Genomic DNA, 19,295 nt, shown 5'->3' with positions numbered 1-19,295 from the left:
CACATCTGTTCGTCATGTGAGGCGATCGGGCGTCTGATTGGATGGAGCGGTGAGTTTCGACGCGCTGCTCTGGCTGTCTTTCGGAGGACCGGAAGGTCCTGAGGACGTCCGTCCCTTCCTGGAGAACGTGGTTCGCGGACGTGGCGTGCCGCCGGAGCGGCTGGACGAGGTCGAGGCCCATTACCAGCACTTCGGCGGCGTGTCGCCGATCAACCGCCTGAACCTCGAAGCCATCGAGGCCGTGCGGGCCACCGGTTTCGAGCTGCCGATCTACTTCGGCAACCGCAACTGGCACCCGATGGCCGAGGACGTCGTCGCGCAGATGAAGGCCGACGGCATCAAGCGCGCGCTGGTGTTCCCGACGAGCGCGTACGGCGGCTACTCCGCTTGCCGCCAGTACGACGAGGACATCGTGCGCGCGCTGCAGGCCGTGCCGGACGGCCCCGAACTCGTGAAGCTGCGCCAGTTCTTCGACCACCCGCTGTTCATCTCGTCCTTCGCCGACGGCATCCGCGCCGCCGCCGCGTCCCTGAACGGCTCGTACCGGCTGGTCTTCACCGCGCACTCGGTGCCGGTGTCCGCCGACAAGGCCGCCGGGCCGCCCGCGGAGGGCGGCTACCGCTACTCGCGTCAGATCGTCGAGGCCTCGCGGCTCGTGGCCGCGGAGCTGGGCATCACCGAGTACGACGTCGTGTGGCAGTCGCGTTCGGGCCCGCCGCAGATCCCGTGGCTGGAGCCGGACGTCGTCGACCACATCGACGCCCTGCACGCCAAGGGCGTCACCGGGGTCGTCGTGTGCCCGATCGGATTCGTGTCCGACCACCTCGAAGTCGTGTGGGACCTCGACACCGAGGCCCGCGACCGTGCCGCGGAGCTGGGCATGGAGTTCGCCCGCGCCGCCACTCCGAACGCGGACCCGCGTTTCGCCGAACTCGTCGTGGAGCTCGTCGCCGAGCACACTGCCGATGCTCCCGTGCGGAAGCTGTCGTCGTTCACGGTGGCCGGCTGCACGGTGAACGGTGCGCCGTGCGCGCCGCTGTGCTGCGAACCGGCGAAGAGGCCCGCGCGCGCCTAGCGCCCTTGCAGGGCCGCGGTCAGCGCCTCCTCGGCGTTGCCGGGTAAGGCGCCGTCGTGGTCGAGGGCGTAGCGGACGATCGTGCGGAACTCGTCGCTGAAGCGTGAGTAGTACGGGGTGAGCGGCCGCAGTCGCGCGTCCTCGATCGCCTTCAGCAGTGTGCGTGCGTAGGGGTGTTCGGTGGCGACCCGGCTGTCCTGGTAGACGATGCCGCGGGTGGCGGCGAGGCCTCCGCGCTCGAAGAGGAGTTGCTGGCTGCGCGGGCCGGTGAGGAACTCGATGAGGGCCTGGGCGGCGCGGGGTTTGGCGGACTTGGCGGAGATCGCGAGGTTTTGACCGCCCAGCACGCTCGGGCCGGGCAGCTGCGCCACCTCGAAGTCGATGGCGGGGCGGCCTGCGGACTCGCCGCGGTTGCCCTGCAGCGTGCGGTGGGCCACGGGCCAGTTGCGCATGAAGACGACCTTGCCGTCGCGGAACGCCTGGGTGGTCAGCTGCTCGTTCTGCGCGCGGGATTCGGGCAGCACCACGGGTTTCTCGCCCTTGAGGCCGTCGGCGAGCCAGCGCAGGGCACGGCGGGTGCGCTCGGAGTCGATCACGACCTTGCCGCTCTCGTCGACGACGTCGCCCTTCTCCGCCCAGATCAGCTCCAGGGCGTTCACGGTGAGGCCCTCGTAGTCGAGGAACTGACCCGCGTAGCCGGCGGTGAGCCGGGCGTCCTGCGCGGCCCGCAGCGCTCGGGTCGAGGTGTCGGCGATGTCGTCGAGGCCGAGAGGTTCGTCCTGGACCAGGTCCTTGCGGTAGAAGAGCAGGCCCGCGTCCGTGTTGAACGGCAACGCCCACAGCACGCCCTGGTAGCGGCAGCTCTCCAGCGGACGCCGCAGGAACCCGCTGGTGTCCACGGTGGACAGCGGGCGCAGGTAGCCGGACTGGGCGAACTCGGCGGTCCAGGTGACGTCGAGGTTGAAGACGTCCGCGTTGTCGGCCTTCTCCCTGGCCCGCGCGACCATCTCGCTGCGCTGGCCGTCCGCCTCCGTGGGCAGCTCGATGATCTCCGCGGGTTGTTCGGGGTGCTCGGCGTTCCACTGGTTGATCAACGCGCGCCGCTGGCCGCCGTCGCTCTGGTCGCGGCCGCTGAGCACGACGAGCTTGCCCTTCTCCCAGTCGGTCGACTCGCGGAAGAGCGGTTGCACCCCGCTGGTGAACAGGATCGTCAGCACGATGCCGACGGCCACGCCCATCGCGAGCCACGACCGGTTCGCCCACACCACGCCGGGCGGGCCCAGCCTCGGCAGAGCCGCCCACGTGCGCCGCACCCATCTCATCCGGCACCTCCCCACACCCGGCGGAACAACGCCGCCAGGTCGTCGCCGAGCGTGTCCGTGGTCGAGTCACGGCACTCACCGCCGGCCGCGTCCGTGATCGCGGTCAGCGCGTGGGCCGCACAGCTGGCCTCGCCGACGGCGATCACGAACACCCGGATCCCCTTCTGCCGCACCGCGTTCACCACGTCCTGCCGGGTCTGCGGACTCGTCGTGTCCTCGCCGTCGGTCAACGCGATCACCGCGCTGACGTGGTCCGCGTCGTTCACCCCGACCCGGTCGAGGCTGTCGAGGATCGCCTGGTGCAGTGGCGTGCCACCGGTCGGCCGCACGGCGTTCAGCGCGGCGGTGGTGGCCTCCTTGTCGCGCCTGCCGAGGGAGATGAGCGGCCGGACCTCAGTGTCGTTGAACACGGACAGGCCGTACGTGTCCTTGGCACCCATCTGCGTAAGGGCCTTGCGGACACCTTCGACCGCCACGTCGAACCGCTTCTCGCCGGTGGCCGTCTGCTCGGCCATCGAGCCGGACGCGTCGAGCGTGAGCCAGACGCGTCCGTCCCTCTTGGCCTGTTCGTACTTCTTCAGGAACGCGGTCTGGGCCTCCTCGCCGGGTGCGGCCTCGGCGCGGTCGAGCGCCAGGCCGGCCTTCACCCCGTACTCCTCGCGGAACTCGGCCCCCGCGGCCTGCCGGGCGGGTCGCAGCCCGGCGGTGTTGAGCGCCGTCATGCCCTCCTGCGTGCCGAGCCACGCCTGGAACGCCTTCGCCGGCGCGCGGGCGGCGAAGTTCGACACGTCCGGGGCGTCCCACTCGACGAGGTTCAGCGGGTAGTCGGCGCGGTAGGTGTCCGACGGGTACAGCGCGGTCAGGCACGGCTTCTGCGCACAGCCCGTCCTGTTGTACCGCAACAGGACCTGCTCGGTCGTGATCATCGCGGCACCCGGCTGCGGCCGGTCGGTCTCCGTGACCCTGCGCTCGACGACGGCCGGTTCGAGCGTCTCGTACAACGCCACCGTGGCGAGCCTGCCATCGATCGCCATCAGCGGGTTCGGCCTGCCGATCGTGATCTCGTTCTTGCCGACCTTGGTCATCAGCTCGCCCCACGTCTCCGGGGAGCCGGAGACGACGTCCTGCGCGATCGGCGTGGGCACCGCGAGCACGACGGGCGAGAACGCGACCGAGTCGCCCGGCGTGATGCGCACCGCCGACCCGATGCCACCGGTGCGGCGCACCACCTCGTTCGTCTCCGTGGTCGAGTCCGGCAGCCACACGTCCGGGTGCGGCCCGATCTCCCGCAGTTCCGGCGACGACCAGGAGGACCGCAGCGCGATCGCACCCCGGTTGCCCGGCGCCGCGAACACGTAGAGCCGCGACGTGCGGCACCCGTGGTTCTCCGCGGCCGTGTGCTGCTCGAACTTCCGCGCCACCTCGCCGATCGCGGGCAACGCGTCCTGCGACGTCAGGACCCGCACCTCGGTCGGTTGTGGACAGCCGAGCAGCAGCACCCGCCCGTACGCGATCAGGGGCGGCGCCGCGAGCGCGATCAGCCCCGCCGCGACCACCAGCACGGCCGTGAACACCACCCAGCGCAACCGGATCCGTTTGACCAACTGGTTCAGGCGGTCGATCGCGGACGCGGACAGCACGAGGAGCGTGGCGCCGATGCCGTAGAGCACCCACGACTGCCAGGTCGAGAGCGCCCCGGTGGCCGTCTCCGAGAGCAGGTGCCCGGCTACCGCGGTGAGCATGAGGGCGCCCGCGTACCTGGGCGCTGTGCTCGACCGGCGCTGGTCGACGTCCTCCATCCGGCGTTCCTCCCCGTTCGGCACCCTATGTCGGGGCACCGACAGTTCTGGGGGAGTTGCCCGCCAGGGCGGGGTTGCCGGAGGAGAACCACTCGTTTGGATCAGTGCATGTCCAGGTCCGGCGTTCAGCGTGCCTGCGGACAGCCGTCACCAGCTCGTCACCTGACGTCAGTGCCGACCGGCTCCGCTGTCCGCCAGCACGCGCACGGCCTCGTCGACCGCCGCGCACCGTGCGCGGCGCACGGCTTCCGACACCGGCCGCAGCGCCTCGGTGCGCGCGGTCATCGCCGACGCCGACATCGCGCCGCCGGGGGAGTCGGAGCTCGCCACGGACACGATCGCGGCCACCTCGGCGGCCCGTTGCAGCACTCGCAGCGAGCGGGGCGGCATCGCGTCCGGCCAGGGCAGCGTGGAGTTCTCCGCAGCCAGGTCGGTGATCTCCTTGCGCACGTTCGGGCGGTGCTTGGCCACGTCGAGCGACGCCAGGGCCGCCGTCGCCTCGCGCAGCGCCGCGCCCAGGCCGTGCTCGGCCTCGCCGATCGGGATGTGCTCCAGGCCGTTGGACGACGGCAGGTCGAACACCGTCCAGCGCATCACGCCGTCCGCCACGATCTTCGGCACGAGCCCGATGTGCACGGACGGCACCACCAGGGCCTCGCCGGACCTCAGCGCGCAATTCGAGAGCTGGCCTTTGCCGCCCAGGCCTCGCACGTCGCCCGGTACTGGTAGCACCAGCCGGGCGGAGGTCGCGCCGGCGCGCCGCAGGGCGGCCAGCAGCAGAGCGGGCCCCACGGGGGCCTCGTCGGGACCGGGGAGGTCGAGCGCCGTGGCGGTGCCGTCGTCGTCGGCCACCACCTCGTGCTGCTCGGCCCACATGTGCAGGGCGTCGAGGACGTCGTCGGCGGCGGCTAGACCGTGCAGCCATCCCGACGTCCACACGACCAGCGTGGCACTTGCACAGGACACCCGACGAGATTACGTGGCCCAGCCCCGGGAGCCCCACCCGGTGTGCCCGATCCGAGACGACTAATTGGCCGGACCGATGTGCTTTTCGAGGAGGGTGCGGAACGACGCGGTGTCCTCATCGGACGCGAAAGCCCGGTGCGGCACGGAAAGCGACGCCGCGCCCTCGTCGAGCGTCTCCAGCACGAAGCCCTGCCGCGTCTCGGTCCAGCCTGGCAGCTCCTGCCAGACGATCTCCTCGCGCACGGTGTGGCCCACGGCCATCCGGAACGACTGCTCGTCGGCGCTGCCGACCACGGTCCGGCTGATCATCTCGTCTGACGAGAAGCGCCACCACACGGCGACCGGCTCCATGAACCCGATGACCAGCGCGCACACCAGGCCGAAGAGCGCCACGAAGAGCGTGTCGTCGAAGCCGAACAGCAGCACCAGCGAGAACACCGCGAGCACGAGCGCGAACCACGGCGCCCATCTGAACATCGGCACCATCGCGCGCAGGCTGGCCCGCCAGTCCGCCGGTGAAGGGGCCCATTTGAAATCAACGCTGTCACTCATGTCGTCCCGCATTCTGGCGCACGAGCCCGGCCCGCGCCTGGAGTTGCTCCACATCGACGGGTCCCGATTCGGTGCGTAGCGTCGTCTGCGTGACCCAGAACCTGGCCCGCACGGCGGGCGAACTGCGCGCCGCCGGGCATCTGCCGCGCGGCGTCAAGACCGAGATCAGGGAGAACCTCCTCGCGGCCCTGCGCGAAGGACGCAACCCGTGGCCCGGCATCGTCGGTTTCGACCGCACGGTGCTCCCGCAGCTGGAGCGCGCCCTGCTGGCCGGCCACGACGTCGTCCTGCTCGGCGAACGCGGGCAGGGCAAGACCCGCCTGCTGCGCACCATCGTGACGTTGCTCGACGAGTGGACGCCCGTCATCGAGGGCTCCGAGCTGGGCGAACACCCGCTCGACCCGATCACGCCCGAGTCGAAGAGGCGGGCGGCCGAGCTCGGCGACGACCTGCCGGTGGTGTGGCGGCACCGCGACGAGCGCTACGCGGAGAAGCTCGCGACGCCCGACACGTCCGTCGGCGACCTGGTCGGCGACGTCGACCCCGTGAAGGTCGCGGAAGGCCGTTCGCTCGGCGACCCGGAGACGATCCACTACGGCATGCTCCCGCGCGCCCACCGCGGCATCATCGCCATCAACGAGCTGCCCGACCTGGCGGAACGCATCCAGGTCTCGCTGCTCAACGTCATGGAGGAGCGCGACATCCAGGTCCGCGGCTACACGCTGCGGCTGCCGCTGGACGTGCTGCTCGTGGCGACCGCGAACCCGGAGGACTACACGAACCGCGGCCGCATCATCACGCCGCTGAAGGACCGCTTCGGCGCCGAGGTGCGCACGCACTACCCGTTGGAGATCGACGCCGAGGTCGACCTGGTCCGCCAGGAGGCCGATCTCGTCGCCGAGGTGGGCGACCACCTGCTGGAGATCATCGCCCGGTTCGTCCGGAACCTGCGCGAGTCGTCGTCGATCGACCAGCGCTCGGGCGTCTCCGCCCGGTTCGCGGTCGCGGCGGCGGAGACCGTCGCGGCGTCGGCACTGCGCCGGTCCGCGCTGATCGGCGAGACCCCGGCCATCGCCCGCCCGGTCGACCTCGCGTCGGTGCCGGACGTGCTGCGCGGCAAGCTCGAGTTCGAGGCGGGGGAGGAGGGCCGCGAGGACGAGGTCCTGGTCCACCTGCTGCGTCGCTCGATCGCCGACACCGCCCGCGCCCGCCTGGCCGGTCTGAACCTGCGCGCGCTGGCCGAGGTCGTCTCGGACGGCCACCCCGTCGCGACCGGCGACCGGGTGCACGCCGGCGACCTGCTGGCGGCGTTGCCGGAGCTGCCGATCCTGCACGAGGTGGCGGCCCGCATGGGCGCCGGCCCGAAGGACCCCGTCGGCCGCATCGCCTCGGCCGTGGAACTGGCCCTGGAGTCGCTGTACCTGACCCGCCACCTGTCGAAGGACGACTCCTCCGACGACGACCGATCGGTGTACGGATGAGATACCGCTACGGACGCTGGGGCGGCGGCGCCGATCCGCTGGCGCCCCCGGTGGACCTCCGCGCGGCCGTGGACGAACTCGGCCGCGAGATCATGGAGGGCGCCTCACCGGCGTCCGCCCTGCGCGAACTGCTGCGCCGCGGCGTCGACGGCACCCGCGGCCTCGACGACATGACGTCACGCCTGTGGCAGCGCCGCTCGTCGATCCAACGGCGGCACCGCCTGGACGGCACGCTGACCGAGGTCAGGCAGCTGCTGGACAAGGCGGTCGAGGCCGAGCGTCGCGCGCTGTTCCCGGACCCGTCCGACGACGCGCGCTTCCGCGAGGCCCAGCTCGACGCCCTGCCGGCGGGCACCGCCGCGGCCGTGCAGGAGCTCTCCTCCTACGACTGGCGTTCCGAGGAGGCCCGCGAGGCGTTCGAGCAGATCCGCGACCTGCTCGGCCGCGAACTGCTGGACCAGCGCTTCCAGGGCATCAAGGAAGCGATGTCCAACGTGGACGCCGAGGACGTCAAGCGCATCCAGCGCATGCTCGGCGACCTCAACTCGTTGCTGGAGGCGCACGCGTCCGGCTCCCCGGACACACCGCGCATGTTCGACGACTTCATGCGCAAGCACGGCGAGTTCTTCCCGGAGAAGCCCCGCAACGTCGACGAGCTCATCGACGCGCTGGCCGCCCGTTCGGCGGCCGCGCAACGCATGATGAACTCGATGACCGACGCCCAGCGTGCCGAGCTGTCAGCGTTGTCCCAGCAGGCCTTCGGTGGTATCGGCTCCTCTCTGTCCACTCTGGACTCGCTGCTGCAACGCCTGCGCCCGGGCGAGGACTGGACGTCGTCCTCCCGCTTCCGCGGCCAGGACCCGCTGGGCCTGGGCGAGGGCGCGCAGGCCATGGCGGACCTCGCCGAACTCGACGCCCTGGCCGAGCAGCTCTCGCAGTCGTATCCGGGCGCACGCCTGGAGGACATCGACCTAGAAGCCCTGGAACGCCAGCTCGGCGAGTCGGCCTCGGTCGACGCCCGTCGCCTGGCAGAGCTGGAAAAGGCGCTGCGCCAGCAGAACATCGTGGAACGCGCCCCGGACGGCTCGTTGCGCCTGACGCCCAAAGCGTTGCGGCGCCTGGGCGAAACAGCCCTGCGCGGCGTCGTCGACCAGCTGCGGTCGTCGCAGGGTTCCCGCGAGACCACCTCGGCCGGCGCCGCGGGCGAACTGATCGGCTCGACCAGACCCTGGCAGTTCGGCGACACCGAACCCTGGGACGTGCCACGAACCCTGCGCAACTCCGTGCTGCGCTCCGGCTCGATGTCCCTCGACGTCGTGGACCTGGAAGTGTCCGAGACCGAACACCGCACCCGTGCGGCTGTCGCGTTGTGCGTGGACACCTCCTGGTCGATGGTGCAGGACGGCCGTTGGGTGCCGATGAAACGCACGGCCCTCGCCCTGCATCACCTCGTGCGCACCCGTTTCCGGACGGACGCTCTGCAACTGGTGACCTTCGGGCGTTACGCCGAGGCCGTGGACATCGGTCAGCTGACCGCGCTGGAAGGCGTGTGGGAGCAGGGCACGAACCTGCACCACGCCCTGTTGCTGGCAGGACGCCACGTCCGTCGCCATCCCGACGCACAGCCAGTGGTGCTCGTCGTGACCGATGGTGAGCCCACGGCGCACCTGGAGCCCGAGGGTGACGCGGAGTTCAACTACCCGCCGCTGCCCCGGACGCTGGCCAAGACGTTGAACGAGGTCGACGCGCTGGCTCGGCTCGGCGCGACGATCTCGGTGTTCAAGCTGGGCGACGACCCCCGGCTGGCCGCCTTCGTCGACATCGTGGCCCGGCGGGGCGGTGGGCGTGTGGTGTCGGCGGACGAGGAAGGGCTTGGGGCCGCTGTGGTCAGCGACTACCTGAAGTCTCGGCGCCGGCGTGGTTGATGGTGCGTCGGTTCCTCCTTGCCGTTGTGCTGAGCGGCGTGCCGTCGACCGTGCACGCACTGGTGGCGGGTGACGACCTGTTGCGCGCCACCAGAGCCGCCGGGTCGTTGGTCGGCGGCGGTGTTCGTTCGGGCGTTGTCGCGCACCTGGCCGTGTCTGCGTTCTGGACGTTCGTGCTGACACGGCTTCGGGTGCGCGGTGTGGTCGGTGGGGCGGTGGCCGGGTTGGTGATCGCCGCCCTCGACCTGGAGGTCATCGGGCGCCACAACGCGCAGATCCGTGCACTGCCCAGGATTCCGCAGTGGCTGGATCACGTGGCGTTCGGTGTGCTCGTCGCCCGGCCACCCGTTCAGTGCAGGTAGAGCGCGGACAGGCGCGGGAAGAAACGCCGGAGCGCCTGCTCGTCGTCGAACTCGAACTCCCAGGAGATCTTCGGGAGTCTGGGCGACGCCGGGGGATGGACGCCTGTCACCTCCTTGTAGGCGACGAACGTGATGTACGTGGCCTCTTCGCACTCGTAGCCGAGCCACGACGGCCGCAGTTCGTCGGCCAGCGTGTCCGGTGAGGCGAGGGCCGCCTCGAAGACGGCCTGGCCACGGGTGAGCAGCCAGCCGCGGAAGTAGTCGAAACCGTCGTCGGTACAGCCTCCCTTCATGAGGTCCGCGGCCGCCCAGAGGCGGTGCCGGTACGAGTCGTCCATCAGGCGTGAGAAGGACCGGTGCGCGGCCAGGAGTTCCGCGGCGGGCAGGCCGGTGGCCAGTGACGAGGCGCGGGCGGCCACCTCGCAGCAGGTCTCGGCACCGGCACGCGCGGTGGAGATCAGCTGCCAGAAGCCGGGCACCTCACGACTCGTAGAGCGCGGCCAGGCGGGGTAAGCGGACGGCCAGTTCGGCGCTGTCGTCGAAGTCGAAGTCCCAGTCCGGGTCGAGATCGGGGTAGCGGATCCGGAAGGCGTCCTGCGGCAACTGCATGCCGGTGGCCTTGATGTGGGCGTTCCAGGCGATCGACAGGGCCGACTCGCACTCGAACTCCATGCCGGACTCGGCGGCCTCCACGACGGCCGGCAGGGACGCCAGCGAGTCGGGGGAGGCGATGACGGCGGTGTAGGTGTCCTCGCCCTGGGTGAGGAGCCAGCCGCGGAAGTAGTCGAAGCCGTCGTCCGAGCAGCCGCCGTTGATCAGGTAGGCCGCCGCCCACAGCGGGTTCTGGTACGACGCGGCGAGCAGATCCCACAGGACCTGTTGCGTCGCAACGATCTCCGCGGGCGGCCTGGCGGCCAGCAGGGCGGAGGCGGCGTCGGCCACCGCTTCGCCGTCGGACGGGTCGGAGACGCTCGCGCGGGCGTCGGCGATGAGCTTCCAGAAGGTGTTCGGGTCCACGTCGAGAAGCTTGGCAGAGGGGTCCGACAATTTTTGGCGCCTGACTTACGAGCCGGAACGTTCTAGGTTGGGAGGCATGATCAGGAACCTGTTTCGTTCGCTCGAGGCCGTGCACGGAATGATCTACTTCGCCCCCGAGGCGGAGACCCGGTACGCGAGTGTCGGGCTCGACCGGCCCGGCGGGTACTTCGCGTCACGGGCGGCGGCGCTGGGAGCGGTGGGGGCCGAGGTCGTGATCGCGACCTTCTACAACTTCAACCCCGAGATCGTGCGGGCGCGCATTCCCCAGGCGTGGGAGAAGGTCACGCCGGAGCGCCTGCTCGAACTGCGGTGGGAGGCGGCGGACGAGGCGCTCGCGAAGGCCCTGCCGGACGACCTGAAGGAGATCACCGAACTGGCGAAGCGCGCTGCCGAGCGGTCGAAGGAGATGCTGAGCGGCCGCACGTTGTTCGCCGCGCACGCGCGCCTGCCGTGGCCGGACGAGCCCCGTCTGCAGCTGTTCCACGCCCAGACGTTGTTGCGCGAGTTCCGCGGCGACGGGCACCTCGCGGCCCTTCTCCGGCACAACATCACCGGCATCGAGGCGTTGGTGCTGCACGTCGCGACGGGCGACTACCCGGCCGACGTGCTGCGCAAGACGCGTGCGTGGTCGGAAGAGCAGTGGGCGGCGACGGTCGCGGACCTGCAGAAGCGCGGGCTCGTCGGCGAGGACCAGCTGCTCACCGAGCAGGGACGTGAGCTGCGGCAGGGCATCGAGGACGACACGGACCGCATGGCCGCGCCGGCCTACGACGTCCTCTCCGACCAGGAGAAGCAGCGGTTCGTCGAGCTGGCCGCGCCGCTGAGCAAGGCCGTGGTCGACGCCGGGATGATCCCCGGACGCCGCTAGTCGGTCCCGTCGCGTTCGGTGGAAGCGAGCGCCTTCTCGGTGGCCTCGTCCTTACCTGCCCGGTGTTTGCCGGGATGGGTCAGCGAGAAGTGCGCCTCGTCCCGCATCCGTTCGACCATGTGCGGGTAGTGCAGCTCGAACGCCGGACGCTCGGAGCGGATCCGCGGCAGCTCCTTGAAGTTGTGCCGCGGCGGGGGAGACGTCGTGGCCCACTCCAGCGAGTTGCCGTAGCCCCACGGGTCGTCCTGCGGGGCCGGGTCGCCGTAGCGGTAGGAACGGAAGACGTTCCACACGAACGGAAGCACGGACGCGCCGAGCAGGAACGAGCTGATCGTGGAGATCGTGTTCAGCGTCGTGAAGCCGTCGGACGGGAGGTAGTCGGCGTAGCGGCGCGGCATGCCCTCGTTGCCCAGCCAGTGCTGCACGAGGAACGTGCCGTGGAACCCGATGAACGTCGTCCAGAAGTGCAGCTTGCCCAACGGCTCGTTGAGCATCCGCCCGGTCATCTTCGGGAACCAGAAGTAGATGCCGGCGTACGTGGCGAACACGATCGTGCCGAACAGCACGTAGTGGAAGTGCGCCACCACGAAGTACGTGTCGGACACGTGGAAGTCCACCGGCGGCGACGCGAGCAGCACGCCGGTCAGGCCGCCGAACAGGAACGTCACGAGGAAGCCGACCGAGAACAGCATCGGCGTCTCGAACGTCAGCTGGCCCCTCCACATCGTGCCGATCCAGTTGAAGAACTTGATGCCCGTCGGCACCGCGATCAGGAACGTCATCAGCGCGAAGAACGGCAGCAGCACCGCGCCCGTGGCGTACATGTGGTGCGCCCACACGGCCACGGACAGCATCGCGATCGCGAGGGTCGCGAACACCAGGCCCTTGTAGCCGAACAGCGGTTTGCGGCTGAAGACGGGGAAGACCTCGGTCACGATCCCGAAGAACGGCAGCGCGACGATGTACACCTCGGGATGGCCGAAGAACCAGAACAGGTGCTGCCACAGGATCACGCCGCCGTTGGCCGGGTCGAACACGTGCGCCCCGAGGTGCCGGTCCGCCGCCAGGCCCATCAGCGCCGCGGTCAGGATCGGGAACGCCAGCAGGATCAGCACGGACGTGACCAGGATGTTCCAGGTGAAGATCGGCATCCGGAACATCGTCATGCCCGGCGCCCGCAGGCACACGACGGTGGTCGTCATGTTGACCGCGCCGAGGATCGTGCCCAGACCGGAGATCGCCAGACCCATGATCCACAGGTCCGCGCCGATGCCCGGCGAGTGCACGGCCGAGGAGAGCGGTGTGTAGGCGAACCAGCCGAAGTCCGCCGCGCCACCGGGCGTCAGGAACCCCGAGACGGTGATGATGGCGCCGAACAGGTACAGCCAGTACGAGAAGGCGTTCAGGCGCGGGAACGCGACGTCCGGCGAGCCGATCTGCAGCGGCAGGATGTAGTTCGCGAACCCGAACAGGATCGGCGTCGCGTACAGCAGCAGCATGATCGTGCCGTGCATGGTGAACAGCTGGTTGTACTGCTCGTTCGACAGGAACTGCAGGCCCGGCCGCCCCAGCTCGCCGCGCATCAGCAGCGCCATCACGCCGCCGATCATGAAGAACGCGAACGACGTGGTCAGGTACATGATCCCGATCTGCTTGGGATCTGTCGTCTTGAACAGCGAGAGGAAGTACGAACCCTTCGGCCGTGCACGCGCCGCCCCCGGATGGGGCACCACAGGCGTGGGCTTGATCGTGGTCATCGCGCCTCCTCCGTGCCAGACGTGAATCGTCCTCCCGGTCAGACCGAGGGGCAATCCATGACGAGCACCGCACTGGTCACCGGGACCACCGGAGCGCCTACCGAAATGCCGCTGACCTGCACGTAGTAGGCGCCGGGGGCCAATTCATCGAATTTGATCGTCATCCTCTCGGAGATCGCCGGACTGCGCGATTCGACCTGTTTGCCCTGCTCGTTCAGCAGCGCCACCTTCACCGCCCGCGCCGCCGTGTCCTTCAGCTCGACCGTGACCTCCAGGTCCTCCCCGGTCAGCACGAGGTCGGGCACCGTGAGCTGAGGCTCGGTCGCCGTCACGTTGCGCGGCACGACTGCCTTCGCGGTCAGGAACGACTCCACCGCGTCCAGTACGGCAGCGTTGTCCTGCAACGACGTGTGCTGCTCCGTCACGCGGTGCAGCGTGTTCGACGACAACGCCAACCCCCGCCGTGCGCCGCCGACCATGGGCACGGTCGCGTCCCCGTACAGGTCCTCACCCTCATATGTCCGTGAGCAGGTGACTTTGCCGTCGGCGATACGAGCGGTGGTCGCCGTCGGCTGCTTACCGCCGAGGATCGCGTACGTCTGGTCAGCGAACGAGTCGGTCAACGCGCCGTGGAACGCCATCGCGTCCGTGACCATCTTCGTGTCGAGTTCGGGCAACGAGGTCTCGGTGGTCTTGAGCAGGCCGCCCGGCGACTCGATGCACGCGTACTCAGGCAGCAGCTGGTGCAGTGACGGCATCGAGCGCGCGAACTCCGTCAGGTCGATCGCCAACGGCCCGAGCCCCTTGCGCACGCCGTTGACCAGCTGGTCCACCGCGGTGGCGGCCCCGCGATAGGGCGTGCCCATCGTGATCAGCTTGGCTGTGCGCTCGGCCATCCCGCACTGCTCGATGCACCACCGCGCCACCAGTCCGCCCATCGAGTGGCACACGAAGCTGACCTTGGCGTCCGGCCCGATCCGGTCCAGCGCCTCGTCCACCCGCCGGGCGAGCAACGCGCCGTTGTAGCGGTTCGACAGCCGCCAGTCGTAGGCGAACAGCAGCAGAGTGCCCTTCTCCACGCTGTAGCCGAGCGAGTTCATCCTGCGCGTCACCCGGTCGTAGCCCTTCAACGGCGTCCAGATGCCCGGGATGACGTGCAGGTCCGACATCAACGCGACGGGCTCGACGCCGTCACCGGGATGTTCGTCGCCGATGCCGGCGGGGAGCTTCAACCGCGCCAGGCTGCGGCCGAGCGTCAGCACCGCGCGCAACGCGGCCTTGCCGGACACCTCCCAGACCACGCCGTCGGCGTTGCGCAGCGTGCTGCCGAGAATGCCGGGCAGGACCACCACCAGATCGGTCATCAGGTCTCCTCGGCGAGCTTGCGGATGAGGGAGAGCAACGCGAGGTTCGCGGGCACCAGATAGGTCAGCTCGTGGATCCAGGCCAGACGCTGCTCCGCCGCGGGCAACGCCAGACGTTCGTCACCGGCCCGAGCGCGCGCGACCGCTTTGTACAGCGCCGCCAACGCGTGCGGCTCCAACGCCGTCACAGCCTGGGTCAAGGCCTGCGGTGACGCACCAGCGGCGAGCCCGCGCAGAATGTCGGTCACGCGCGTGGGGTCTTCCACGGCGTCCAGCACGAGGTCGAGCACATCGGCGTCCTCGTCGGCCAGCAACAGCAACGCGTGCACGGGCCTGTTGTCGCGGACGTTCTTCAGCACTTCCTTGTCCAGCAACTCCTCCCGCCGTGTGGCGAGGAGTTCGCGACGGCGCGTGGGCGTGGCGTCCATGAACTCGTCCGCGAGACTCGCGAGCAGCCACGGCCGATAGGCGAGCGCGACGCCCTGCTGCTGCGCGGTCGTACGGCGCGACTGGATGACCTGAGCCTCGATCAGGCTCGTCCCGTACAACGCCTCCGTGACGGCGACATCCGCGTCCGTGGACAACAACTCGGGGTGTGTGACCAGGAGCGCGCGCTCCTCGGCGTACGACCGCGCGAACACCCACGAGCGGGCAGTCCGCAGCAACGCACGGTCGACCGTCAGCCAGTCCGGCGTGGAGTCCCACGGCCACGGACCCGAGTCGTAGTGGCGGCGCGCGATGTCGTGCACGTCGTGCATCGCCTGCCGTGACTGGCCGACGTGCGTGAGCGCCTGGCACAGCCACTTCGCCGCCGCCGGATCACCGGCTCTCGTCGCGGCCGCCCGCAGCATCAGCAGCGTGGCGAGATGCGGGCCGTTGAACCGCGCGGTCACCCGTTCCCAGGTCTCCTCGACGATCTCGGGCTGCTTGAGTCCCGCGCAAAGGGTGTCGAGCGTGAACAACGCGGCGGCCAGTGTCGAGAGCCGGTCGGTGTTCTCCGGCAGCAGGCAGACCTCGACGGTCCTCAGCCCGGTGGCCAGCGCGTCCCTGTGCTTGTCCGCGTCACGCTGGCGGCGCATCAGGTTGTGCAGCGCCTGGGCGTGGATCCGCGAGCCGTCGGCGAGGTCGGCGGCCTGCCGGGCGGCGTTGAGGGCCGCGTCCGTGCGGTCGACCATGCTGTAGGCGACGCTCAGGCTCAGCGCCGCGTCCGCGAGCTGGGGACGGAACGCCGCGTGCCGGCCGAGCGTGCCGCTGATCTCCGCGGCCTGCCGGGTCATGCTGTCGGAGTCGGACAGCCTGCCCAGGGCGAGGTAGTCGCGGCTCAGTTCCACCAACGCGCTGACCAGGTCCGCGAGGAACACCGGGTTCGTCTGCGCGAGCGAGTAGTACAGCTCGACGGCCTGCTTCGACCGTTGCATGGCCTCGTAGCGCAGGCCGGAGTCGCTGCACCGTGCGGCGAGACACGTCACCGCGCGCGCAAGCGGTGCATCGATTTCGACCGCCGCGACGGCGTCACGAGCCGTGGACAGAGCCTCCCGCCTACGGCCGAGCATCGCGTAGACCTCGCTCAGGTCCACCAACGCGCCACTGAGGTGCGCCGCGTACGTCGGGTTGTCACCGCCGTGCGTCGTCGTCTTCGCGATGCGTTGCGCGAGCCGTTTGTGTGTAAGGCTTTCCGCTGTCGTCGGTGTCGACGCCACCAGCTCGCGGTAGCGCACGGCGGCCTCTTCGGCGGGCGCCACGGCCTGCTGGAGGCGTCCGGCGTCACGGAACCGCCGGCCGAGCTTGTTCAGCACGAAAGCCAAGTCCGCCAGGTACATCCGCAACGTGGGCACCAACGCGCGGAAGTGCTCGGCGGCTTCTTCGAGAGGCGCGACGGCCTCGTCGTCGCGACCCCAGTGCATCAGCTCGTTCGCCGCCGTCGTCGCCGCGAGTGCGATGTCCGGCAACAACATCCGGTTCATCCCCGCGAGATCGCGCAGCCCGTCCAACGCCTGCGTACCGGCGTGCCCGCAGTGCCGCCACGCGTACTTCCACAGGTAGCCCGGCACGTTCGGCGGCACGCCGGCGTCCATGCGCTGCCGGTAGAGCCGGATCAACGCGCAGGCCACCTTCTCCGCGCCAGGGGCGAACACCACGTCCCGGCTCGGCGCGAACTGCGGCCGCAGGTGGTCTGCGAACGTCTGGTGCGTCAGCTTGAAGACCGCCGTGCCCTCCTCTCCGTCCTGCACGACGTGACGGCCCAGTTCGGTGAGCACGGCGGTGATGTCGTCACGGGTGAACTCCTCGCCGGACAACGCCTGTGCGACCGCCATCCACTCGGCCTCGGGGAAACCCGCGCCGTAGCTCCACGTCAACGCGGTGAGTAGCGCACGGGCTGAGGACACCTTCGCGAGTTCACGGTCGAACGCGGCCTCCAATGAGAACCGGAGGTCGCCGCCGCCGTCGGCCAGCACCTGGTCGGTGATCATCCACGCGGTCAGGAACGGCAGCTTCGCCAGTTCGTCCACAGTGGACTGCGGTGCGCCGGATCCCAGGCGCGCCAGGACGTACTCGCGCACATCGGTCTCGCTGCCCGCCTCGTCGAGGTCGAGCACCTCGACGGGCGACAGCTCGGTCAGCAGGGGAGCGCCACCCGCGACCCGGTGCGCCTGCCGCGTCGAGACGATCACGACGGCGTAGGCCGCGAGCTTGGTCAGCAGCGAGGTGGCGATCGAGAACGACTCGCCGCGCGCCTCGTCCAGGCCGTCGACCACCAGCACCGGCGGTGTGCTCAACGCGCTGACCACGCCCACCAGTTCGGCGGCGCCCCGGCGCGGGCCGTCGGGCGCGGGGATCAGACCCGCGGCGACGAGCTGACGGCTGAGCAGGTCGGCGACGCGGTCGGCGTCCATCGCGCGGGCGTGCACGGCCGCGTCGACCGACTCGGGACCGGGGTCGGCGTGCCGGAACGACGGCCCGGCGGACAGCAGGCGGTCGCGCTCGGCCGAGTTGGACAGGCTGACAACTCGGCCGACGACCGCGGACTTGCCCGTGCCCGGCGACCCGGTGACCACCCGCAGGCCTGCCGCGCCGGACTTCACCCAGCTCACGACCTTGTCGACCTGGGCGGTGCGGCCGGTGAACCACGACCGGTTGGTCGTGGAGTCACCACCGCGGGCCGCGAGCAGAAGGTGCTTCACGACCGTGTTCGCGGCGTAGAGAGGGTTCGGCAGCATCGGCTGTGCGGATCCGTACTGCATGAAGCGCGGCCGTTGGATATCGCTGTCCCACGCGTTCAGCAGCGCCGTACCGACCGCGCCACCGTCGATCAACGCGATGCGGTCGCTCCACCGCCGTGCGTCCTCATCGGCCGTGGGACCGGCACGCAGCAGCTTGCGGAGCTTGCCGCCGAACAGGCCGTCACGGGCCGTTTCGACGCTCGAACACGACACCAGCACGCCGGCCCAGTGCACCTGACCGGCCAGCAGCTCCTCCTGGGCGGCCGCGACCGTGCGGACGGCCTCGTCGAGCTGGGCGCCCGAGTAGCAGGCGTCGATGATGATGAGCACCTGGTGCGCGCCCGACGCGGCACACCACAGCGCGAACTCGTGGAGCGTGATGCCGTCGACCACGCCGTCGTTGTCCCTGGCCAGGAGCCTGAGGTTGCCCACGACGGGGATGGCGTGCCCGCTCCACAACGCCACCAGCGCGCCGCCGTCCTGCGGCTTGGTGCGCAGCGCCTTCATGTGCGCGCGGATGTCGGCCTCGGTGGGGTCGGCCAGCGGTTCGCCCTCGTAGCCCTTGAGCAGGGCGCGCAGCTCCCGCACGTCGCTCACGGCGTGCTGCAGCGGCTGCACCAGCTCGTAGGAGCCGACGCCGATGCCGACGAACCTTCCTCTGACCCTCTCCTGCATGCCTCACTACCCCCTGTCCACACGTCGTCGTGCGGCAGAAGGTGTTACGCCGGTTAACTCACACGGACTACTCCGGCGAATCCTTGGGCAACTCGAGGTTCGTGTTCTTCTCCAGGAACCTCAGGAGCTCCACCGGGAACGGCAGCACCAGCGTCGAGTTCTTCTCCGCCGCCACCTCCACGATGGTCTGCAACAGCCGCAGCTGAAGCGCGCCGGGAGTCGCCTCCATGGTCCCGGCGGCCTCGGAGAGCTTCTTCGACGCCTGCAGCTCGCCGTCCGCGGTGATGATCCGGGCGCGGCGCTCACGTTCGGCCTCAGCCTGCCGCGACATCGAGCGCTTCATGCTCTCCGGCAGCGCCACGTCCTTGATCTCGACGCGGTCGATGTCGATGCCCCACTCCAGCGCGGGCGTGTCGATCATCAGCTCCAGGCCCTGGTTGAGGTGCTCGCGGTTGGACAGCAGGTCGTCCAGCTCGCTCTTGCCGATGATCGACCTGAGCGAGGCCTGCGCGACCTGCTGCATCGCGAACCGGTAGTCCTCGATGCTGATGATGGCCTTCGCCGCGTCCTGCACCTTGAAGTAGATGACGGCATCCACGCGCACGGTGACGTTGTCGCGCGTGATGCCGTCCTGGGCCGGCACGGGCAGGGTGACGATCTGCAGGTTGACCTTCCGGAGCTGGTCGACCCCGGGAACCAGCATCGTCAGCCCCGGCCCGCGCACGCCCTCCTGGAGCTTGCCGAACCGGAACACCAGTCCCTGTTCGAACTGTTTGATCACTCTCGCGCTCATCGCGAGGCCGAGGCCTCCGAGCACGACGAGACCACCGAGGATTTCGAAGAAGATCATGAGACCCCGCCTTTCATCGGCGAATGCCCTTGATCTCCAA

The 19,295-nt window shown here is 69.8% G+C and carries 15 protein-coding genes; 5 read left to right on the top strand and 10 right to left on the bottom strand.

Annotated features, from left to right (window positions below):
• The first annotated feature begins 49 nt into the window (after positions 1-49).
• Complete coding sequence (locus OG205_RS17720) at positions 50-1,075, top strand: ferrochelatase (protein WP_330277352.1); 1,026 nt, start codon at positions 50-52, stop codon at positions 1,073-1,075.
• On the opposite strand, the gene OG205_RS17715 is transcribed toward OG205_RS17720, so the two are convergent.
• The 4 genes from OG205_RS17715 to OG205_RS17700 form a co-directional block, all read right to left on the bottom strand.
• Entirely contained in the window at positions 1,072-2,397 is a 1,326-nt protein-coding gene (locus OG205_RS17715) for an extracellular solute-binding protein (RefSeq protein ID WP_330277351.1), read from the bottom strand. The genes OG205_RS17720 and OG205_RS17715 overlap by 4 nt on opposite strands.
• Positions 2,394-4,196: a vWA domain-containing protein gene (locus OG205_RS17710; RefSeq protein WP_330277350.1), complete on the bottom strand. Its 1,803-nt coding sequence runs from the start codon at positions 4,194-4,196 to the stop codon at positions 2,394-2,396. Before OG205_RS17710 ends, OG205_RS17715 begins: the two co-directional genes overlap by 4 nt.
• Positions 4,197-4,364: 168 nt before the next feature.
• Positions 4,365-5,162, bottom strand: a complete 798-nt coding sequence (locus tag OG205_RS17705; protein WP_330277349.1) for a hypothetical protein — start codon at positions 5,160-5,162, stop codon at positions 4,365-4,367.
• 60 nt (positions 5,163-5,222) lie between these two features.
• Entirely contained in the window at positions 5,223-5,648 is a 426-nt protein-coding gene (locus tag OG205_RS17700; protein ID WP_330277348.1) for a hypothetical protein, read from the bottom strand.
• A gap of 155 nt (positions 5,649-5,803) precedes the next feature.
• Between OG205_RS17700 and OG205_RS17695 the strand changes: the two genes are divergently transcribed.
• From OG205_RS17695 to OG205_RS17685, 3 genes are read left to right on the top strand one after another with little or no spacing between them, the layout of a single operon-like run.
• Complete coding sequence (locus OG205_RS17695; protein WP_330277347.1) at positions 5,804-7,195, top strand: sigma 54-interacting transcriptional regulator; 1,392 nt, start codon at positions 5,804-5,806, stop codon at positions 7,193-7,195.
• A complete protein-coding gene (locus OG205_RS17690) occupies positions 7,192-9,120 on the top strand; it encodes a vWA domain-containing protein (RefSeq protein ID WP_330277346.1) in 1,929 nt (642 codons plus the stop codon). The genes OG205_RS17695 and OG205_RS17690 overlap by 4 nt, the downstream gene beginning before the upstream one ends.
• 2 nt (positions 9,121-9,122) lie before the next feature.
• Complete coding sequence (locus tag OG205_RS17685; protein ID WP_442916789.1) at positions 9,123-9,482, top strand: hypothetical protein; 360 nt, start codon at positions 9,123-9,125, stop codon at positions 9,480-9,482.
• On the opposite strand, the gene OG205_RS17680 is transcribed toward OG205_RS17685, so the two are convergent.
• Together OG205_RS17680 and OG205_RS17675 are read right to left on the bottom strand one after the other, a co-directional pair.
• Positions 9,470-9,961, bottom strand: coding sequence for a DUF4240 domain-containing protein (locus tag OG205_RS17680; RefSeq protein WP_330277344.1), 492 nt, complete (start codon positions 9,959-9,961; stop codon positions 9,470-9,472). The genes OG205_RS17685 and OG205_RS17680 overlap by 13 nt on opposite strands.
• A 1-nt stretch (position 9,962) precedes the next feature.
• On the bottom strand, positions 9,963-10,499 hold the full coding sequence (locus tag OG205_RS17675) for a DUF4240 domain-containing protein (protein WP_330277343.1): 537 nt from the start codon (positions 10,497-10,499) through the stop codon (positions 9,963-9,965).
• Positions 10,500-10,575: 76 nt separating this feature from the next.
• On the opposite strand from OG205_RS17675, the gene OG205_RS17670 reads away from it, so the two are divergent.
• Entirely contained in the window at positions 10,576-11,388 is an 813-nt protein-coding gene (locus OG205_RS17670) for an SCO6745 family protein (RefSeq protein WP_330277342.1), read from the top strand.
• Here the strand turns inward: OG205_RS17670 and ctaD are convergent.
• From ctaD to OG205_RS17650, 4 genes are all read right to left on the bottom strand, one after another.
• The gene (gene ctaD / locus OG205_RS17665; protein WP_330277341.1) at positions 11,385-13,145 is read right to left on the bottom strand and encodes an aa3-type cytochrome oxidase subunit I; all 1,761 of its coding nucleotides are present in this window, start codon (positions 13,143-13,145) and stop codon (positions 11,385-11,387) included. The genes OG205_RS17670 and ctaD overlap by 4 nt on opposite strands.
• Positions 13,146-13,183: 38 nt before the next feature.
• Positions 13,184-14,509: an esterase/lipase family protein gene (locus tag OG205_RS17660; protein WP_330277340.1), complete on the bottom strand. Its 1,326-nt coding sequence runs from the start codon at positions 14,507-14,509 to the stop codon at positions 13,184-13,186.
• Positions 14,509-18,405, bottom strand: a complete 3,897-nt coding sequence (locus OG205_RS17655; RefSeq protein ID WP_330277339.1) for an AAA family ATPase — start codon at positions 18,403-18,405, stop codon at positions 14,509-14,511. Before OG205_RS17655 ends, OG205_RS17660 begins: the two co-directional genes overlap by 1 nt.
• Positions 18,406-18,472: 67 nt before the next feature.
• A complete protein-coding gene (locus tag OG205_RS17650; protein WP_330278177.1) occupies positions 18,473-19,252 on the bottom strand; it encodes a slipin family protein in 780 nt (259 codons plus the stop codon).
• Between the last annotated feature and the right edge of the window lie 43 nt (positions 19,253-19,295).

Source organism: Lentzea sp. NBC_00516 (genome assembly GCF_036346835.1).
Lineage (GTDB): Bacteria > Actinomycetota > Actinomycetes > Mycobacteriales > Pseudonocardiaceae > Lentzea > Lentzea sokolovensis.
Note: the sequence above shows the minus strand (reverse complement) of the source record. Positions and strands in the feature narration are given on the sequence as shown.

Coding starts and splice junctions, on each gene's coding strand:
- OG205_RS17715 (WP_330277351.1), bottom strand. CDS start 2,397: ATGAGATGGGTGCGGCGCACGTGGGCGGCTCTGCCGAGGCTGGGCCCG.
- OG205_RS17710 (WP_330277350.1), bottom strand. CDS start 4,196: ATGGAGGACGTCGACCAGCGCCGGTCGAGCACAGCGCCCAGGTACGCG.
- OG205_RS17700 (WP_330277348.1), bottom strand. CDS start 5,648: ATGGTGCCGATGTTCAGATGGGCGCCGTGGTTCGCGCTCGTGCTCGCG.
- OG205_RS17690 (WP_330277346.1), top strand. CDS start 7,192: ATGAGATACCGCTACGGACGCTGGGGCGGCGGCGCCGATCCGCTGGCG.
- OG205_RS17670 (WP_330277342.1), top strand. CDS start 10,576: ATGATCAGGAACCTGTTTCGTTCGCTCGAGGCCGTGCACGGAATGATC.
- ctaD (WP_330277341.1), bottom strand. CDS start 13,145: ATGACCACGATCAAGCCCACGCCTGTGGTGCCCCATCCGGGGGCGGCG.
- OG205_RS17660 (WP_330277340.1), bottom strand. CDS start 14,509: ATGACCGATCTGGTGGTGGTCCTGCCCGGCATTCTCGGCAGCACGCTG.
- OG205_RS17655 (WP_330277339.1), bottom strand. CDS start 18,405: ATGCAGGAGAGGGTCAGAGGAAGGTTCGTCGGCATCGGCGTCGGCTCC.